Source organism: Zafaria sp. Z1313, from assembly GCF_050563205.1.
Taxonomy (GTDB): domain Bacteria; phylum Actinomycetota; class Actinomycetes; order Actinomycetales; family Micrococcaceae; genus JAZDCJ01.
The window spans coordinates 381,731-399,632 of sequence record NZ_JBNWUK010000001.1; the positions used below are offsets into that span (position 1 = coordinate 381,731).

16 protein-coding genes are annotated in these 17,902 nt (G+C 71.9%); 12 read left to right on the forward strand and 4 right to left on the reverse strand.

The window, feature by feature from the left end; translation table 11 throughout:
• The first annotated feature begins 22 nt into the window (after positions 1-22).
• From ispG to ACQ3I4_RS01740, 4 genes are all read left to right on the forward strand, one after another.
• Positions 23-1,180, forward strand: coding sequence for a flavodoxin-dependent (E)-4-hydroxy-3-methylbut-2-enyl-diphosphate synthase (gene ispG / locus ACQ3I4_RS01725; RefSeq protein WP_329859970.1), 1,158 nt, complete (start codon positions 23-25; stop codon positions 1,178-1,180).
• Between the two features lie 152 nt (positions 1,181-1,332).
• Positions 1,333-2,217 carry a GNAT family N-acetyltransferase gene (locus ACQ3I4_RS01730; RefSeq protein ID WP_329859971.1) on the forward strand — a complete coding sequence of 295 codons (885 nt, stop codon included), beginning with the start codon at positions 1,333-1,335 and terminating at the stop codon, positions 2,215-2,217.
• A 141-nt stretch (positions 2,218-2,358) separates the two neighbouring features.
• Complete coding sequence (locus ACQ3I4_RS01735; protein WP_329859972.1) at positions 2,359-4,158, forward strand: proline--tRNA ligase; 1,800 nt, start codon at positions 2,359-2,361, stop codon at positions 4,156-4,158.
• A 9-nt stretch (positions 4,159-4,167) separates the two neighbouring features.
• On the forward strand, positions 4,168-4,995 hold the full coding sequence (locus tag ACQ3I4_RS01740; RefSeq protein ID WP_329859973.1) for a sulfite exporter TauE/SafE family protein: 828 nt from the start codon (positions 4,168-4,170) through the stop codon (positions 4,993-4,995).
• A gap of 54 nt (positions 4,996-5,049) precedes the next feature.
• Here ACQ3I4_RS01740 and sepH read toward each other — a convergent pair whose 3' ends face one another.
• On the reverse strand, positions 5,050-6,189 hold the full coding sequence (sepH, locus tag ACQ3I4_RS01745) for a septation protein SepH (protein WP_430632690.1): 1,140 nt from the start codon (positions 6,187-6,189) through the stop codon (positions 5,050-5,052).
• 368 nt (positions 6,190-6,557) lie between these two features.
• Between sepH and ACQ3I4_RS01750 the strand changes: the two genes are divergently transcribed.
• Complete coding sequence (locus ACQ3I4_RS01750) at positions 6,558-6,857, forward strand: DUF4193 domain-containing protein (RefSeq protein ID WP_329859975.1); 300 nt, start codon at positions 6,558-6,560, stop codon at positions 6,855-6,857.
• Positions 6,858-6,976: 119 nt separating this feature from the next.
• Here the strand turns inward: ACQ3I4_RS01750 and ACQ3I4_RS01755 are convergent, their stop codons facing one another.
• Positions 6,977-7,447, reverse strand: coding sequence for a DUF3093 domain-containing protein (locus ACQ3I4_RS01755; RefSeq protein ID WP_329859976.1), 471 nt, complete (start codon positions 7,445-7,447; stop codon positions 6,977-6,979).
• Positions 7,448-7,554: 107 nt separating this feature from the next.
• On the opposite strand from ACQ3I4_RS01755, the gene dut reads away from it, so the two are divergent.
• From dut to ACQ3I4_RS01775, 4 genes are all read left to right on the forward strand, one after another.
• Positions 7,555-8,043: a dUTP diphosphatase gene (dut, locus tag ACQ3I4_RS01760; RefSeq protein WP_329859978.1), complete on the forward strand. Its 489-nt coding sequence runs from the start codon at positions 7,555-7,557 to the stop codon at positions 8,041-8,043.
• 66 nt (positions 8,044-8,109) lie between these two features.
• The gene (locus ACQ3I4_RS01765) at positions 8,110-8,859 is read left to right on the forward strand and encodes a DUF3710 domain-containing protein (protein WP_329859979.1); all 750 of its coding nucleotides are present in this window, start codon (positions 8,110-8,112) and stop codon (positions 8,857-8,859) included.
• A 3-nt stretch (positions 8,860-8,862) separates the two neighbouring features.
• Positions 8,863-9,210 carry a hypothetical protein gene (locus tag ACQ3I4_RS01770; protein ID WP_329859981.1) on the forward strand — a complete coding sequence of 116 codons (348 nt, stop codon included), beginning with the start codon at positions 8,863-8,865 and terminating at the stop codon, positions 9,208-9,210.
• Entirely contained in the window at positions 9,203-9,919 is a 717-nt protein-coding gene (locus tag ACQ3I4_RS01775; protein WP_430632691.1) for a DUF3159 domain-containing protein, read from the forward strand. The genes ACQ3I4_RS01770 and ACQ3I4_RS01775 overlap by 8 nt, the downstream gene beginning before the upstream one ends.
• Before the next feature lie 49 nt (positions 9,920-9,968).
• Here ACQ3I4_RS01775 and ACQ3I4_RS01780 read toward each other — a convergent pair whose 3' ends face one another.
• Entirely contained in the window at positions 9,969-10,655 is a 687-nt protein-coding gene (locus ACQ3I4_RS01780) for a potassium channel family protein (protein ID WP_329859983.1), read from the reverse strand.
• Complete coding sequence (locus tag ACQ3I4_RS01785) at positions 10,652-11,344, reverse strand: potassium channel family protein (protein WP_430632692.1); 693 nt, start codon at positions 11,342-11,344, stop codon at positions 10,652-10,654. The genes ACQ3I4_RS01780 and ACQ3I4_RS01785 overlap by 4 nt, the downstream gene beginning before the upstream one ends.
• 128 nt (positions 11,345-11,472) lie before the next feature.
• Here ACQ3I4_RS01785 and ACQ3I4_RS01790 point away from each other — a divergent pair, with 128 nt between their 5' ends.
• From ACQ3I4_RS01790 to acnA, 3 genes are all read left to right on the forward strand, one after another.
• On the forward strand, positions 11,473-13,548 hold the full coding sequence (locus ACQ3I4_RS01790) for an APC family permease (protein ID WP_430632693.1): 2,076 nt from the start codon (positions 11,473-11,475) through the stop codon (positions 13,546-13,548).
• Positions 13,545-14,978 (forward strand): class I SAM-dependent RNA methyltransferase, encoded by a 1,434-nt coding sequence (locus ACQ3I4_RS01795; RefSeq protein ID WP_430632694.1) that lies wholly within the window; start codon positions 13,545-13,547, stop codon positions 14,976-14,978. The genes ACQ3I4_RS01790 and ACQ3I4_RS01795 overlap by 4 nt, the downstream gene beginning before the upstream one ends.
• Before the next feature lie 113 nt (positions 14,979-15,091).
• Complete coding sequence (acnA, locus tag ACQ3I4_RS01800) at positions 15,092-17,797, forward strand: aconitate hydratase AcnA (RefSeq protein WP_329859989.1); 2,706 nt, start codon at positions 15,092-15,094, stop codon at positions 17,795-17,797.
• The last annotated feature ends 105 nt before the right edge of the window (positions 17,798-17,902 follow it).

Consider the following 17,902-nt stretch of genomic DNA (forward strand, 5'->3'; position numbering starts at 1 on the left):
CCCCACGACCCCGGAGGAAGCCTTGACCCCGGTCAGCCTCGGAATGCCGTCCGCGCCCCCGCCCGTCCTCGCGCCGCGGCGCAAGACCCGCCAGATCAAGGTGGGCTCGGTCGGCGTCGGCTCTGAATCCCAGATCAGCGTGCAGTCGATGACGACGACGCCCACCACCGACATCAACGCGACGCTGCAGCAGATCGCCGAGCTGACGGCCTCCGGCTGCGACATCGTCCGCGTCGCGTGCCCTTCCGCCGACGACGCAGAGGCCCTGCCGATCATCGCCCGGAAGTCCCAGATCCCCGTGATCGCCGACATCCACTTCCAGCCCAAGTACGTCTTCGCGGCGATCGAGGCCGGTTGCGCCGCCGTGCGCGTGAACCCGGGCAACATCCGCAAGTTCGACGACCAGGTCAAGGAGATCGCCCAGGCCGCCAAGGACCACGGGACCTCCATCCGCATCGGCGTCAACGCCGGCTCGCTGGATCCGCGGCTCCTGAAGAAGTACGGCAAGGCGACGCCCGAGGCCCTCGTCGAGTCCGCCGTCTGGGAGGCCTCCCTCTTCGAGGAGCACGACTTCCACGACTTCAAGATCTCGGTCAAGCACAACGACCCCGTGGTCATGGTGCGCGCCTACGAGCTCCTGGCCGAGCGCGGGGACTGGCCGCTGCACCTCGGCGTCACCGAGGCCGGCCCGGCCTTCCAGGGCACCATCAAGTCGGCCACGGCCTTCGGTGCGCTCCTCTCGCAGGGCATCGGCGACACGATCCGCGTCTCGCTCTCCGCCCCTCCCGTGGAGGAGATCAAGGTCGGCCTGCAGATCCTGCAGTCGCTGAACCTGCGCGAGCGCAAGCTCGAGATCGTCTCCTGCCCGTCCTGCGGCCGCGCCCAGGTCGACGTCTACACGCTGGCCGACGAGGTCACGGCGGGCCTCGAGGGCATGGAGGTCCCGCTCCGCGTGGCCGTCATGGGCTGCGTCGTCAACGGACCGGGCGAGGCGCGCGAGGCGGACCTCGGGGTCGCCTCCGGCAACGGCAAGGGCCAGATCTTCGTCAAGGGCGAGGTCATCAAGACCGTACCCGAGGACCAGATCGTCGAGACGCTCATCGAGGAGGCCATGCGCATCGCCGAGTCCATGGAGGTCCCCGAGGACGGCGGCGGGGCCCCCACGGTCACCGTCTCCTGACGCCGGCGGGCCGCCCGTATGACGGCCGCATGACACAGGGCGCGCCCCCCGACGGGCGCGCCCTGTCGCATCCGCTCCGGTTCCTGACAGACTAGGGGCAGGGAACCGGGCGGAACGGGATAAGGGGAACGGTGGCGAGGATTCTCTCCAGGGTGGCACCGTGGCTGCCCGGAACACGGCGCATGCCGTCGGCGGGCGAGGAGCTGGGCGGCGGCGTCCGCGTGCTCGGCGACGCCGACACGCCGGGATTGCGCGCCCTCGTGGACCGAGACCCCGTCGCCCACCTCTTCATGGACTCCCAGCTCGAGGCCACCGGGACCGCCGCGCCGTCCTCGACCGGCTCGCTCGTGCTCGGCCGCTTCGACGGGAACCGGCTCGCCGCCGCATGCTGGGTGGGGATGAACATCGTCCCCGTCGAGGCCTCGCCGGAGGACGCGACGGCGTTCGCGGACGCGATCCTGCCGCTCGAGCGCCGCTTCTCCTCCGTCTTCGGCGATGCCCGCACGGTCCTGTCGCTGTGGTCGCGCCTGCAGGACGGCCCGCAGCGAGCCTTCGACATCCGCGCCTCCCAGCCGCTCATGCGGCTCGACCGCGCGCCCGAGCCGGGCCCCGGCGTCGTCCGGCGGACCCGGGAGGAGGAGTACGACGTCGTCCTGCCCGCCTGCGCGGCGATGTTCCAGGAGGAGCTGGGCTACTCCCCGCTCGCCGGAGGAGGATCCTACTACCGGGCCCGCGTGCGCACGCTGATCCGCCAGGGGCACTCCTTCGTGGACCTCGAGCCCTCCGGACGGGTCCGCTTCAAGGCGGAGCTCGGCACCGTCTCGCCGCGCGCCACCCAGATCCAGGGCGTCTGGCTCGCGCCTCAGTTCCGCGGGCTCGGCCTCGCCGCCGGCTACATGGCCTCCGTGGCCCGGCACGCGCTCGAGCTGGCGCCCGTGACGAGCCTCTACGTCAACGACTACAACACGCCCGCGCTGGCGACCTACCGCCGCGTCGGCTTCCACCAGGTCGGGGAGTTCGCGACCATCCTCTTCTGAACCGGCGCCGGGCGGGCCGGACGCCGGGGGAGCAGGCGGTAAAGTGAAGGGGGCCCGGGCGGCCAGACCGCCCCGGACCCCCTGTCACGTCCCCGTGCCGGCCGGCTCGCGCCCCCGGCCCACGATCCAGAAAGAGGAGCCGTGGTTCTCCGACTCTCCAGCTTCTTCCTCCGCACCCTCCGCGAGGATCCCGTCGACGCCGAGGTCGCCAGCCACAAGCTGCTGGTCCGCGCCGGCTACATCCGCCGCGCCGCCCCGGGGATCTACACGTGGCTCCCGCTCGGGCTGAAGGTCCTCGCCAAGGTCGAGGCGATCGTGCGCGAGGAGATGAACGCGATCGGCGGCCAGGAGGTGCACTTCCCGGCGTTGCTGCCGAGGGAGCCCTACGAGGCCACGAACCGCTGGAAGGAGTACGGCGAGGGGCTGTTCCGCCTCAAGGACCGCAAGGACGCCGACTACCTCCTGGCCCCCACCCATGAGGAGATGTTCACCCTCCTGGTCAAGGACCTGTACTCCTCCTACAAGGACCTGCCCGTCTACCTGTACCAGATCCAGAACAAGTACCGCGACGAGGCCCGCCCGCGCGCCGGCCTGCTCCGCGGACGCGAGTTCATCATGAAGGACTCCTACTCCTTCGACATCGACGAAGCCGGCCTCGAGGCGGCCTACCAGGCCCACCGCGCCGCCTACCTGAGGATCTTCGCCCGGCTCGGCCTCGAGGTGGTCCCGGTCGCCGCGACGGCCGGCGCCATGGGAGGGTCGAAGTCCGAGGAGTTCCTGCACCCCACCGAGATCGGCGAGGACACGTTCGTCCGCTCGCCCGGCGGCTACACCGCCAACGTCGAGGCGGTGACGACCGTCGTCCCGGAGGAGATCGACTTCACGCACTTCCCGGCGTTCGAGGTCCTGGACACCCCGGACACCCCGACGATCGACACGCTCGTCGAGGCCTCCAACCGCATCGCCCCGCGCGAGGGCGGGCCGTGGACCGCCGCCGACACCCTCAAGAACGTCGTCTTGGCCGTCACGCTGCCCACGCTCGAGCGCCAGCTCGTCGTGATCGGCGTCCCCGGCGACCGCGCCGTGGACCTCAAGCGCGTCGAGGCCAACATCGGCGCGCACGTCGACGTCCCCGGCGAGCTGTCCGTGGAGGCCGCCACCGAGGAGGACCTCAAGAAGCACCCGCGGCTCGTCAAGGGCTACATCGGCCCCGGCCTGGGCGACGGAGACCGCCTGCTGGGCACCGACGCGGCCAGCGGGATCACGTACCTCGTCGATCCGCGCGTCGTGGCCGGCACGCGGTGGATCACCGGCGCCAACGAGGCCGGCAAGCACGTCTTCGGCCTCGTGGCGGGACGCGACTTCGGCTGGGACGGCGTCATCGAGTCCGTCGAGGTCCGCGAGGGCGATCCGGCCCCCGACGGCTCGGGGCCGCTGCAGACCGCGCGCGGGATCGAGATGGGACACATCTTCCAGCTCGGCACCAAGTACGCCGAGGCCCTGGGGCTGCAGGTCCTGGACCGGAACGGCAAGCTCGTCACGGTGACGATGGGGTCCTACGGCGTCGGCGTGACGCGCGCCGTGGCCGCGCTGGCCGAGTCCAACCACGACGAGCGGGGCCTGGTCTGGCCGCGCAACGTGGCCCCGGCCGACGTCCACCTCGTCGTCACCGGCAAGACGGAGGAGATGTTCGCCGCCGCCGACAAGATCGCGAACGAGCTCGAGGCGCTCGGCCTCGAGGTGATCTACGACGACCGTCCCAAGGTCTCCGCCGGCGTGAAGTTCGGTGACGCGGAGCTCATCGGCGTCCCGACCATCGCCGTCATCGGGCGCGGCCTCGCCGAGGGCCTCGTCGAGGTCAAGGACCGGGCCTCCGGGACGGCGGAGAACGTCCCCGTGGACGAGGTCGTCGCACGCCTGGCCGCGACGGTCCGCGGCTAGCGGCCCCGCGTGGTCGAATGGCTCGCCGGGCTTGAGGGCTCCGGCCTGGAGGACCTCCAGGCCGGGACCCTGCTCCTCGTGGTGGTCGCGGGCCTCGCCGCCGGCTGGATCGATGCCGTCGTCGGCGGCGGGGGGCTGCTCCAGCTCCCGGCACTGCTCCTCGTTCCGGGGATCACGCCCGTCCAGGCCCTCGCCACGAACAAGCTCGGCTCGGTCTTCGGCACCACGACGAGCGCCGTCACGTACTACCGCAGGGCCAGCCCGGACCTGAAGACCGCGCTGCCCATGGCCGGCATCGCGTTGGCCGGCAGCTTCGGCGGGGCGATCATCGCCACCGTGCTGCCCGCGTCCGTGTTCAAGCCCATCATCGTGGCCGCTCTCGTCGCCGTCGCGCTCTTCACGGCCTTCAAGCCCACCGTCGGCGAGCTGACGAGGCTGCGCTTCACCGGTCCGCGGCACTACGCCACGGCGGGCCTGATCGGGCTCGTGATCGGCTTCTACGACGGGCTGATCGGCCCCGGGACGGGCTCGTTCCTCATCATCGCCATGGTGGTCTTCCTGGGCTACAACTTCCTGGCGTCGAGCGCCAAGGCGAAGATCGTCAACATGGCCACGAACCTCGGCGCCCTGGCGTTCTTCCTGCCCTCGGGCCACCTGCTCTGGGGTCTCGGCCTGGTCCTGGGCGTGGCCAACATGATCGGCGGCTACCTCGGCGCGCGCATGGCCGTGAGCAAGGGGAGCCGGTTCATCAGGATCGTCTTCCTCGTGGTGGTCGGCGTGCTGATCCTGCGCCTCGGCTACGACGTGCTGCAGGAGAACATCCTCCACCGCGCCTAGCCCGGCCCGCCACCGCGTCGGTCGTGCGCGAACCGCGCGGCCGCGGCCTGCGGGTCAGTCGTTCTTGCGGCCGAAGACGATCTCGTCCCAGCTCGGGACGGAGGAGCGCTTCTGGCGGTTCTTGCGCGGCTGGCCGGACTCGTCGGGAGCGGCGTCGTCGCCGTCCGGCTCCGGTTCGTCCCGGGCGTCGAAGCGCAGGGCCCGCAGCGACGGCACGACCGTGAACTCGCTCGTGTGCGTGCTCACGCCGTCGTGCAGCCGGGGCAGGCCGTCATGGTCCGTGTCCTCGGCCAGGCCGAGGCGCTCCGCCTCGTCGGCGTCGGCGAATTCCTCGTCGCGCGGATGGGCGGCCGGGATCTCGCCGCGCGTCAGGGCCTCCGCGAGCGCGTCGTCGGCGTCCTCGTCGGTGCCGAGCCGCTGCCCACGGCGGGAGCGGAGCAGGTCCAGGAAGTCCTCCCGGTCGCGGTCGGCCTGCGGGACGCCGGTCGCCGGGCCCGCCGGCGTCGCGGCATCGGCCTCGAAGTCGAAGGGCCGGTCGGAGACGGCCGTCAACCGGCGGCCGCCCAGGGGCGTGTCCAGGGGTTCGAGCTCGCTGAGCACCTGGGCCCAGCGGTTGGTGTTCTGCAGCGACTTGCGGGCCGGGTGGAAGATCCACCGCGCGGGCGGCTCCTCGCCGATCATCGACTGGTGCGTCGAGGAGGACGGGGCGAAGCTCACGACGACTTCCCAGGTGCCGTCGGAGCGGCGCCAGGCGTCCCACTCGGCGGACTCCGCGTCGATGCCCAATCCCGTCAGGCGGACCGGGACGACCTCGCCCAGGGTGGCGGGATCGTCGCCGAAGGTGGAGCGGTAGCCGTCGTTCGCCTGGGGTGCGGAGACCTCGACGCCCCGCGCCTGCTGGGCGACGTACTCCCGCTCGGCGAAGACCGGGCCCGCGTAGCGCATCACGTTGGCCAGCGGCAGGCCGGACTCCTCGGAGAGCTCCTCCGCCGTGGCGCCGGACCGGATCCGGGCCTGTATCTCCCGCGGGGCCAGTGACGCCCCGGGCGAGGGCGCGCCGGAGCGGGACGCGGGCCGGGACACGGCAGCGCGCAGGGCCTCGTCGATGACCAGCTGGAAGCTGCCACCGTCCTCGGTGCCCAAGAGCAGGTGCCCGCCGTCCTCATGGACACCCACCAGCTTGACTTGCCGCATGAAAAACCTCCACAGCCGTTGCGTTCTCCCAGAAACAATGCCATTGAAGGGCCCGGAAACCCGTGATTTGCGGGGGTGTGGCGCGCACTCCGGTGGGACCCGCGGATGTGTCCTGGCGGCAAGGATGACGGGGCGGCCGACGGGGATTGGATTTTTCTCCGCCGATGGTGAACAATCTGTGCGTCACGGGCACAAAACGGCCCGTTGCGGCGTTGTACGGGCCGGGACAGGGGGATTCCGCTCCGGACAAGGGACGGGACGGAAGTTGTTTCCCGCAGGCACGGCCTGCGCCTAGACGAGGATTTCCCGCGCGGGCCAGGGCCTGCGCAGACCGATAGCAGCTACCACCGGAGCGTGATTGAGAGACTATGGCGACCGACTACGATGCGCCGCGCAAGAATGAGGACGAGCTCAGCGAGGACTCCCTCGAAGAGCTGAAGGGCCGCCGTTCGGACAAGCAGTCCGCGGTCGTTGACGAGGACGAGGCCGAGACCGCCGACAGCTACGAGCTTCCGGGCGCCGACCTGTCCGGCGAGGAGCTGCTGGTCCGCGTCCTGCCCGCGCAGGCGGACGAGTTCACGTGTGCCTCCTGCTTCCTGGTGCGGCACCGCTCCCAGGTCGCCAAGGAGAAGAACGGCCTGCTCTTCTGCAAGGACTGCGAAGGCTAGGAACCAGGGAAGCCGGGCCAGAGGGCCGGGCACCCCGACTGCATCAAGCGGCGTCCCGGACGGGACGCCGCTTTTGTGGTTTCCGGGACCGTGTGATGTCGGGGGCCCGCGGGGTGCGGCTACGGGCGCTGCAGCGCGGCGACGAGATCTTCCGGCCGGCGCGTCGAGGCGAGCCAGTACGGGGTGGCGTCGCGCGGGTCCGTGATCTCGATCCGGGCGACGGGGTCGATCCACCCGCGCAGGCACAGGAAGGCCGTGCCGTTCAGGCCGCGGCCGCGCTGGAAGGTGGCGTCCTCGCCGCGGTACGCCGCGGCCTCGCCGACGTAGGAGCGCTCGATCACGGCGCGGCCCACTTGCAGGGTGTCTTCCGTGACGGTGATCGCGGACGTCGTGGCCACGCCGACGACGATCAGGGCCAGGACGACGACGATGGCGGCCACGATGCCGGCCGTGATGCCGACCGGCGCCAGGGCAACGAACGCCGCGCCGCCCGTCCCCAGGACCAGGAGCCAGATCCACCAGGCCGGCCAGAGCTTCTCGTGGAACAGGGGAGCGGGGGCGGTGGGGGACTGCTGCGGGGTGGTGGCCATGGCAACCAGTTTATGGCCCGTGAAGGAAGCCTTGCGCATTGGGGCGGTGCCGGATCGCCGCTAGAGTGAACACGTCCCCTTCCCGAAGCCTTGGAGAACCCGGCCCCATGCCCGAGACGCACGCGACCCTCGACGTCCAGCTGAAGATGCTCGACCCCGGACTCGAACCGCCGAGCTACGCCCATCCGGGCGATGCCGGGGCCGACCTGCGGGCCCGTGAGGACGTCGTCCTCGCTCCGGGCGAGCGCCGGCTCGTGCCCACGGGCGTCTCGCTCGCGCTGCCGGACGGCTACGTCGGACTGGTGCACCCTCGCTCGGGCCTGGCCACGCGCCACGGGTTGACCGTGGTCAACGCCCCCGGGACCGTCGACGCCGGCTACCGCGGAGAGATCGCCGTCACCCTCCTGAACACGGACTCGAGCCAGCCGATCGAACTGCGCCGCGGAGACCGCATCGCCCAGCTCGTCATCCAGCGCGTCGAGACCGCCCGATTCGTGGCCGTCGACGAGCTGCCCGGCTCGGTGAGGGGCGAAGGGGGCTTCGGGTCCACCGGGGGCTTCGCCGTTGCGGAACCCGGCGCCGGCGCCGCACGTTGACCTTCCGGCCGGTGTGTCCACCACCGGCCCTGATCGGCCGGCCCGTCCGGCCCAAGGAGCAGCACCATGATCTTCAAGCGCAAGAACAAGAACGCGGCGGGAACGCAGGACGCCGCGGCCACGGACGCCGCGGAGGCCCCGGAAGCCGTTGAACCCGGATCCGTCCCCGCCGAGGCGGGGACGGCGCCCACCGCGTTGTCCGGCCCGTTCGACGCCGAGTCCGAGGACGCGCCGGCGCGCGACGGATACGTCGACCTCGGGGCCCTGCTCATCGAGCCCATCGAGGGGATGAACCTGCGGCTCGAGGTCGAGGACGCCACGAAGCGCGTCGTCGCCGTCGCCCTCGAGCTCGACGGCTCGCGGCTGCAGCTGCAGGTCTTCGCGGCGTCGAAGTCCAGCGGCCTGTGGTCCGGCATCGCGGACCAGATCTCCGAGAGCATCGCCGGTCAGGGCGGCAAGACCGACCGCGTGCAGGGCCGCTTCGGCGAGGAGATCATCGCCCGCGTCCCCGCGACCGGACCCGACGGCACGCAGGGGTACATGGTGGCCCGCTTCATCGGCGTCGACGGACCACGCTGGTTCCTCCGCGGCGTCGTCGGCGGGCCGGCCACGCTGGACCGAGCCCAGGCCGAGCGCCTCGAAGACCGGATCGCCCGGGCGATCGTGGTCCGCGGCGAGCAGCCCATGCCCCCGGCCGAGCTCCTTCCGCTGCGCATGCCCGAGGGGGCCGTCGCCCGCCGCGAACCGGCGCAGCCGGGCGGCCCGTCCCCGGTGGCCCCGCCCGAGCGCGGCCCCGAGACGACCCAGATCGGCTAGGCGGTGCCCGCTCCGTCCGGGCCCTGCACCGGCATCGAGGGGCTGCCCCCGCGCGGCCGGGTCCACGCCGAGGGCTTCGTCGAGCACGTCCGGCTGCAGCCGGCCGCGCAGACGCCGTCGTTCCTGGCCAGCGTCGTGGACGCGCCGGCCCCGCCCGGCGGCCGGCGCCGTCCCGCACCGTCGCTGCGGCTCGTCTGGCACGGCCAGCGGACCGTCCCCGGCGTCGTGGCCGGGGCGAGGCTCCGCTTCTCCGGCATGGTGTCCGCCGTCGACGGCGTCCCCACGGTCTTCAACCCGCGCTACGAGATCCTTCCAGCGCCCGAGAGCAACGAGGCCCCCCGCCATGAGTGAGCAGGAACCGGTTCGACCCCGACCGGACGACGACGCCGCGCCGAGCGCGGAGGACATCGCCCGGCGCGTCGCGGAGAACGCCGGTGTCCGGCGCGGCGCGGACGGCCAGGTCGACGTCCTCGCGACGATCGGCGGTGTCCGGGGCCTCGCCGAGAGCGTGCTGCCGGGCCTCGTGTTCCTCGTGGTCTTCACGGTATGGCAGCAGCTCAATCCCGCACTGATCGCCTCCCTCGCCGTCGCCGCCGTCTTCACCGTGGCGCGGCTCGTCCAGCGCACGCCGCTGACGCAGGCCCTCGCCGGCCTCGCCGGCGTCGTCGTGTGCGCGCTCGTCTCCCGCACGACGGGCGAGGCCAAGGACTACTACGTCGCCGGGTTCTTCACGAATCTCGCCTACGGCGGCGCGATGGTGCTCTCGATCCTGCTGCGCTGGCCGCTCATGGGCGTCGTCCTGGGCTTCATCCGCGGCGAGGGGACGACGTGGCGCCGGGAGCCGGCGCGGCTGCGCGCCTATGCCGTGGCCACGTGGATCGTCGTGGCCGTGTTCGCGGCCCGGCTCGCCGTCCAGGTCCCCTTGTACTTCGCGGACAACGTGCCCGCGCTCGGGGCGGCCCGCCTGGCCATGGGCCTCCCGCTCTACGCGATCGGCCTGTGGCTCGCCTGGTCGCTCTCGCGCCCGCCCGCGGACGGGACGGCCACCGCCAAGTCCTGAGCCACGGGGTCGCAGCGGTCCTTCCGGGCCGCGCGCCCGTCGGCACGTGCTACCCGGCCGACGGGTTCCCCGGCTCCGGCTGGGGCCGGAGCACGCGGCGCAGCTCGTCCTCCGCGGCGATCGCCGTGATGAGGAACAGCTCGTCCCGGGCCTCGATGACGTCGTCGGGGCTCGGCGTGATGGGCAGGTCGTCGCGCAGCACCGCCACGACGGTGGAGTCCTGCGGCCAGTCCAGCTGCCCGAGGGTCATCCCGATGAGCGGCGAATCGGCGGGAACCGTGAACTCCACCATGGACGTGACGCCGGTCTGCAGCGTCAGGAGCCGCACGAGGTCCCCGATCTCGACGGCCTCCTCGACGAGCGCCGTCATGAGGCGCGGCGTGTTCACCGCGACGTCCACGCCCCACGCGTCGTCGAACATCCAGTCGTTCTTGGGGTTGTTGACGCGGCCGACCGTGCGGCCGACGCCGAACTCGCTCTTGGCGAGGAGGGAGACGACGAGGTTGACCTTGTCGTCCCCGGTGGCGGAGACGACGACGTCGACGCCGTCGAGCCCGGCCTCCTGGAGCGTGCTGAGCTCGCACGCGTCGCCGAAGAGCCACCGGGCGCCGAGCAGCCCGCTGCGCCCGACGACCTCCGGCTTCTCGTCGATGAGCAGGACGTCGTGCCCGTGCGCGAGCAGTTCCCTGGCGATCGAGGAGCCCACGCTCCCCGCTCCGACGATGACGACCTTCACAGCTCCTCCTCCGCGCCGTCTCCGGCTGCCGCCGGCGGTGAGGAGAGGATCCTGTCGATCTCGCCGGTGGACCCCACGGGCATCATGGCGTGCAGGACGTCGCCCTGCTGCAGGCGGGCGCCGGGGCCGGGAATGAGGCCCTCCCCGAAGCGGGTCAGGTACGCGACGCGCAGCCCGGCCGCGGCCTCGATGTCCGTCAACGAGCTGCCGTACCAGTCCGCATGCACCGCGACCTCGCCGAGCAGGAGCCGGCCCGAGGCGTCGCGGAAGTCGCCGTTGACGCCCTGCTCGGGCAGGATGCGCCGCAGCACCTGGTCGGCGCTCCAGCGCACCGCGGCGACCGTGGGGATCCCGAGCCGCTGGTAGATCTCGGCCCGGCCGGGATCGTAGATGCGGGCCACGACGTGGGGCACGTGGTAGCTCTCGCGGGCCACGCGCGTGGCCAGGATGTTCGAGTTGTCCCCGCTCGAGACGGCGGCGAAGGCATAGGCGTCGGCGATGTCCGCCCGCTCGAGCGTCTCGCGGTCGAATCCGACGCCGGTCACGCGGCGCCCCGAGAAGCCGCGCCTCAAGCGGCGGAAGGCCCGCTCGTCCTGGTCGATGATCGCCACGCTGTGTCCCGAATCGTCGAGCGCGTGGGCCAGGGTCACGCCGACCCGGCCCGCCCCCATGATGACGAAGTGCGCCACGTCAGCTCCTGGTTTCCGTACCTCGGCGGAGCGGCCCCGACGGCCCTCCGCGCCTTGTGAACCCCAGTCTCGCACGCTTCGGCCGTGCCGGTGTGGCCGTGCGGCGCCCGCCGGGCTAACGTTGACAGGTGCTGACGTTCCTCGACGCGCTCAAACGCATGCTGGTGGGGCGGCCCTTCCGGACCGAAAGCCTCAAGCAGGCCCCGCTGCGCCGCCGCCTCGCCCTGCCCCTGCTCTCCTCCAACGCGCTGTCCTCCGTCGCCTACGCCCCGGACGAGATCCTGCTGACGCTGGCGATGGCCGGGCTGTCCGCCATCTACTTCTCCCCGTTGGTCGGCGTCGCCGTCATGGCCGTTATGCTCGTCATCATCGCCTCCTACCGGCAATCGGTGAAGGCCTACCCCTCGGGGAAGGGCGACTACGAGATCGCCTCCGTCAACCTCGGTCCCCGCGCGGGGACCACGGTCGCCGCCGCCCTCCTGATCGACTTCGTCCTCACCGTCGCCGTCTCGATGTCCTCGGCCGCGCACTTCCTCGTCGCCGCCGTCCCCCTGCTCGACGGGAGGCAGGCGCTCCTGGCGGGCTCCGGCGTCGTCCTCCTGGCGGTCCTGAACCTGCGCGGCGTCGGCCGCTCGCGCATCGGCAACGCGGTGCCGACCTACGCGTTCGTCGCCGGCATGGCGGCCATGATCGGCGCCGGGGCGGTGGCAGCGGCCACCGGCACCCTCGGCAGCGCACCGAGCGCCGGCTTCGAGATCGTCCCCGAGGCCGGCTACGAGGCCGGCCTGACGGGGCTGTTCGGGGCCCTGCTCGTGCTGCGGGCGTTCTCGACCGGCTCGGCCGCCCTGACCGGGATCGAGGCGCCGATCAGCAACGTCCCGACGCTCGCGCCGCCGCGCGCCCGCAACGCCGCCTCCATCCTGCTGTGGCTCGGGGTCATCGCCACGGCGCTGACCCTGGGCACCATGTTCCTGGCCCGCTTCACGGGCGTCCACGTCGTCGAGGACCCGCAGGCGAACCTGCTCCTGGACGGCGGTCCCATCCCCGCCGACTACGTCCAGGCCCCGGTCGTCGGTCAGCTCGCCCACGCCGTGTTCGGCCCGCATAGTCCGGGGTTCTACGCCATCCTCGCGCTCACGGCGGGCGTGCTGTGGATGGCCGGGCACACGGCGTTCCGCTCCTTCCCGGCGCTCGCTTCCCACCTCGCCGCCGACGGCTACCTGCCCCGCCAGCTGCGCACGCGAGGCGACCGCCTGGGCTTCAGCAACGGCATCCTCGCACTCGGCATCGCGGCCCTCGTGCTCGTGCTGCTCTTCGACGCCCACGTCGCGACCCTGATCCAGCTCTACGTCGTCGGCGTGTTCGTCTCCTTCACCTTGAGCCAGCTCGGCATGGTCAGGCACTGGTCGCGCCAGCTCGCCGCGACCGCCGACCGGCGCGTGCGGCAGCGGATCGCCCGCTCGCGCCTGCTGAACCTCGTCGGCTTCGTGCTGACCGCCGCGGTGCTCGTCGTCGTCCTGGCCACCAAGTTCATCTTCGGCGCGTGGCTCGCGGTGCTCGGCATCGTGGCCCTCTACCTCGTCATGTACTCGATCCACCGCCACTACGAGGCCGTGGACCGCGAGCTGGCGATCGAGGACACCGACCCCGTCCGCGCCCTGCCCGCCCGCGTGCACGCGCTCATCCTGGTCTCCACGCTGCGCAAGCCCGTGCTGCGCGCCCTCGCCTTCGCCCGGGCCGGGCGGCCCTCGAAGCTCGACGCCGTGATCGTGGACATCGACGGGGAGAAGACGGCCCGGACGCTCGCCGAGTGGGAGCGGCTCGGGCTGCCCGTGCCGCTCACGGTGCTCGCCTCCCCGTACCGGGAGACGGCCGCGCCCATCATCGACTACATCAAGGGCATCAAGCGGGACTCGCCGCGCGACCTCGTGGTGGTCTACATCCCCGAGTACGTCGTGGGACGCTGGTGGGAACAGCTCGTGCACAACCAGACGGCGCTGCGGATCAAGACCCGCCTGCACTTCGAACCCGGGGTCGTCGTGGCGAGCGTTCCCTGGCAGCTCTCCGAGTCCACGCACGGGAGGGCGCTCTTCGAGCAGCCCGGAGCCACCGCGCCCCGTCAGGTGCCGGGCACGACGACGGACACCACCTCCGGTACGACGCCGGACACGACCCCGGGCCCCGCCCAGGAGGGACCACGATGAACCACCCCGCACCCGAGGACCCCTCCGCCGCGTCCCGCGCGGACGCCGCCGGCGGCGCCGTGGTCGAGCTGCGCGTCGGCGCGCCCGCGCACGGAGGCCACTTCGTGGCGCGGCACGAAGGGCGGGTCGTGTTCATGCGCCACTCCCTGCCCGGGGAACTGGTCCGGGCGCGCCTGCGGGCGGACGACGCGTCGGCGCGCTTCTGGCGGGCGGACGCCGTCGAGGTCCTCGAGGCCTCGCCCGACCGGCGCCCGCACCCGTGGGCCGAGGCCGACGCGCTGCGGGCCGCAGAACGCGGGACGCTGCCCGTCGGCGGGGCCGAGTTCGGGCACATCGGGCTCTCCCGGCAGCGGGCGCTGAAGGGCGAGGTCTTCGCCGAGCAGCTGCACCGCCTCGGCGGCATGGACGCCGACGCCGTGGGCTTCGCCGGCGTCGAGGCCGTCGACGGCGAGCATCCGCTCGGGCTCGGCTGGCGGACGCGCGCGGCGTTCAGCGTCGACGCGGCCGGACGGCTGGCCATGAACGCCCACCACTCGGACGTGCTCGTCCCGGTGAAGGACATGCCCCTGGCCACGGACGCGATCCGCTCCCTGAAGCCGTGGGACGTCCCGCTGCCCGGCATCGCGCGCGTCGAGATCGCCGCCCCGGCCGCCGGCGGCGGGGTCCTCGTCCTGCTGATCGCGGCGCCGGACGCGCCCGCCGGTTCCGCCGAGCGCGCCGCGCGCCGGCTGCCCGACGGCGTCTCCGTCGCGGCAGCCACGCAGGCCGCCGGGTCCGCCGCCGACGGGAAGGGCAGCCTGCGCCGCCTGGCCGGGCGGACGTGGGTCGCCGAGGAGGCGGCCGGGCATGCGTACCGGGTCACGGGGGAGGGCTTCTGGCAGATCCACCGGCGGGCCCCCGACGTCCTCGTCGAGGCCGTCACCGGCCTGATCGCGCCGTCCCCGGGCGACGCGGTCGCGGACCTCTACGCGGGGGCGGGGCTCTTCACGCTGCCGCTCGCCGCCGCCGTCGGACCCGAAGGCCTCGTGTATTCCATCGAGGGCGCGCCGGGCACGAGCCGGGACGCGCGGCGCAACGCCCACGAGCTGCCCCAGGCGAGGGTCCGGCAGGGCCGGGTCGAGCGGCTCCTGCGCCCCGCCGCCGCCGAGGCGGGCCGGGACGGGAAGCGGTTCTCCGGCGTCGTCCTGGATCCCCCGCGCACGGGTGCCGGCAAGGCCGTGGTGCGGCAGATCGCCGAAGCGGCGCCGGCGAGGATCGCCTACGTCTCCTGCGACCCCGCGTCCTTCGCCCGCGACGTCGCCGACTTCGCGCGCCGCGGCTACCGGCTCGCCTCGGTGCGCGTCCTGGACCTCTACCCCAACACCCACCACCTCGAGACCGTGGGGCTGCTCGTGCCGTCGGGCCCGGGGCCGGCGTCACACAACGGCTAGACTGGGTCCAGCTCTGCCGTATTTCCCGCGATCCCCGTCTGCTGTTAGGCAGTCCTTACTGGCACGGGGGTTACGTGTGCAACAAAGATGAAAGTCTGGCGAGAGGAGTCCCCGTGAGTACTGTGGACAGTTTTGGGGCCAAGGGCGTATTGGACGTCGATGGCACCGAGTATGAAATTTTCCGGCTGAAGGCCGTTGAAGGCTCCGAGAGCCTTCCGTACAGCCTCAAGGTCCTGCTGGAGAACCTGCTGCGCACCGAAGACGGTGCCAACATCACCGCGGACCACGTGCGGGCCCTGGCCCAGTGGGACGCGAACGCCGAGCCGGACACCGAGATCCAGTTCACCCCGGCCCGCGTCATCATGCAGGACTTCACCGGCGTGCCCTGCGTCGTCGACCTGGCGACCATGCGCGAGGCCGTGAAGGACCTCGGCGGAGACCCGAAGCGCGTGAACCCGCTGGCCCCGGCCGAGATGGTCATCGACCACTCCGTGCAGATCGACGCCTTCGGCAACTCCGGCGCCCTCGAGCGCAACATGGAGATCGAGTACCAGCGCAACGGCGAGCGGTACCAGTTCCTGCGGTGGGGCCAGACGGCGTTCGACGACTTCAAGGTCGTGCCCCCGGGCACCGGAATCGTCCACCAGGTCAACATCGAGTACCTCGCGCGCACCGTCATGACCCGAGAGGTCGACGGCGCGGTCCGCGCCTACCCGGACACTTGCGTCGGCACCGACTCGCACACCACCATGGTCAACGGCCTGGGCGTGCTCGGCTGGGGCGTCGGCGGCATCGAGGCCGAGGCGGCCATGCTCGGCCAGCCCGTCTCCATGCTCATCCCGCGCGTCGTGGGCTTCAAGCTCTCCGGCTCCATCCCGGCCGGCGCCACCGCCACCGATGTGGTGCTGACCATCACCGAGATGCTGCGCCAGCACGGCGTCGTCGGCAAGTTCGTCGAGTTCTACGGCGACGGTGTCGCCCAGGTGCCGCTCGCCAACCGCGCCACCATCGGCAACATGAGCCCGGAGTTCGGCTCGACCGCCGCGATGTTCCCCATCGACGACGTGACCCTGGACTACCTGCGCCTGACGGGCCGCACGGACGAAGAGGTCGCGCTCGTCGAGGCCTACACCAAGGAACAGGGCCTCTGGCACGATCCGAGCCGCGAGCTGCGCTTCTCCGAGTTCCTCGAGCTGGACCTGTCCACCGTGGTCCCCTCGATCGCCGGCCCGAAGCGTCCGCAGGACCGCATCCAGCTCACCGACGCCAAGGAGCAGTTCCGCAAGGACATCCACAACTACGCCGCCGGCGACGCCGACGCGCTGGGCGTGGGCCGCCCGTCGAAGGCCGTGGACGTCTCCACCGCCGACGGACGCTCCTTCACGATCGACCACGGACTCGTGTCCATCGCGTCGATCACCTCCTGCACCAACACGTCCAACCCTTCCGTGATGCTCGCCGCGGCTCTGCTCGCGCGCAACGCCGTGGACAAGGGCCTGACCTCGAAGCCGTGGGTCAAGACCTCCGTGGCCCCGGGCTCGAAGGTCGTCACCGACTACTACGAGAAGTCCGGCCTGACCCCGTATCTGGAGAAGCTCGGTTTCTACATCGTCGGCTACGGCTGCGCCACGTGCATCGGCAATTCCGGCCCGCTGGAGCCGGAGATCTCGGAGGCCATCCAGGCCAACGACCTCGCCGCGACCGCCGTCCTCTCCGGAAACCGCAACTTCGAGGGCCGCATCAACCCGGACGTCAAGATGAACTACCTGGCGTCCCCGCCGCTCGTCATCGCCTACGCGCTGGCCGGCACGATGGACTTCGACTTCGACACCGACGCGCTCGGCCAGGACGAGGCCGGCAACGACGTGTTCCTCAAGGACATCTGGCCGAACCCGGTCGAGGTCCAGCAGGTCATCGACTCCTCGATCGACAAGGAGATGTTCGCCAAGGGCTACGAGGGCGTCTTCGACGGCGACGAGCGCTGGAAGGCACTCGACACCCCGGCCGGCGACACGTTCGCCTGGGCGGAGGACTCGACCTACGTCCGGAAGCCCCCGTACTTCGAGGGCATGAAGGCACAGCCGGATCCGGTCAAGGACATCGACGGCGCGCGCGTGCTGCTCAAGCTCGGCGATTCGGTCACGACGGACCACATCTCCCCGGCCGGCTCGTTCAAGTCGGACACCCCGGCGGGGCAGTACCTGCTGGCCAACGGCGTGGACCGCAAGGACTTCAACTCCTACGGCTCCCGCCGTGGCAACCACGAGGTGATGATCCGAGGCACGTTCGCGAACATCCGCATCCGCAACCAGATCCTGGACGGAGTCGAGGGCGGCTTCACCCGCGACTTCACGCAGGACGGCGGACCGCAGGCCTACGTGTACGACGCCGCGCAGAACTACGCCGCCGCGGGCACCCCGCTCGTGGTCATCGCGGGCAAGGAGTACGGCTCCGGATCCTCGCGCGACTGGGCAGCCAAGGGCACCGCGCTCCTGGGTGTCAAGGCCGTGATCGCCGAGAGCTACGAGCGCATCCACCGCTCCAACCTCATCGGCATGGGCGTCCTGCCGCTCCAGTTCCCGGCCGGCGAGTCCGCCGCGACCCTGGGCCTGGACGGCACGGAGAGCTACTCCGTCGCCGGCGTGACCGAGCTGAACAACGGCACGACGCCGAAGACGCTCACGGTCACCGCGACGGCCGAGGACGGCACCACCAAGTCCTTCGACGCCGTGCTGCGCATCGACACCCCCGGCGAGGCGGACTACTACCGCAACGGCGGTATCCTGCAGTACGTGCTGCGCCAGATCTCGGCCAGCTAGGCGGACTGCCCGGACCGGCCGGTCAGCCGCAGGGCGGGTCCCCCTCGAGGGGGCCCGTCCTGCGGCGTTCCCCGGCGCCTGTGGAGGGGACGACGCCGGATCCGC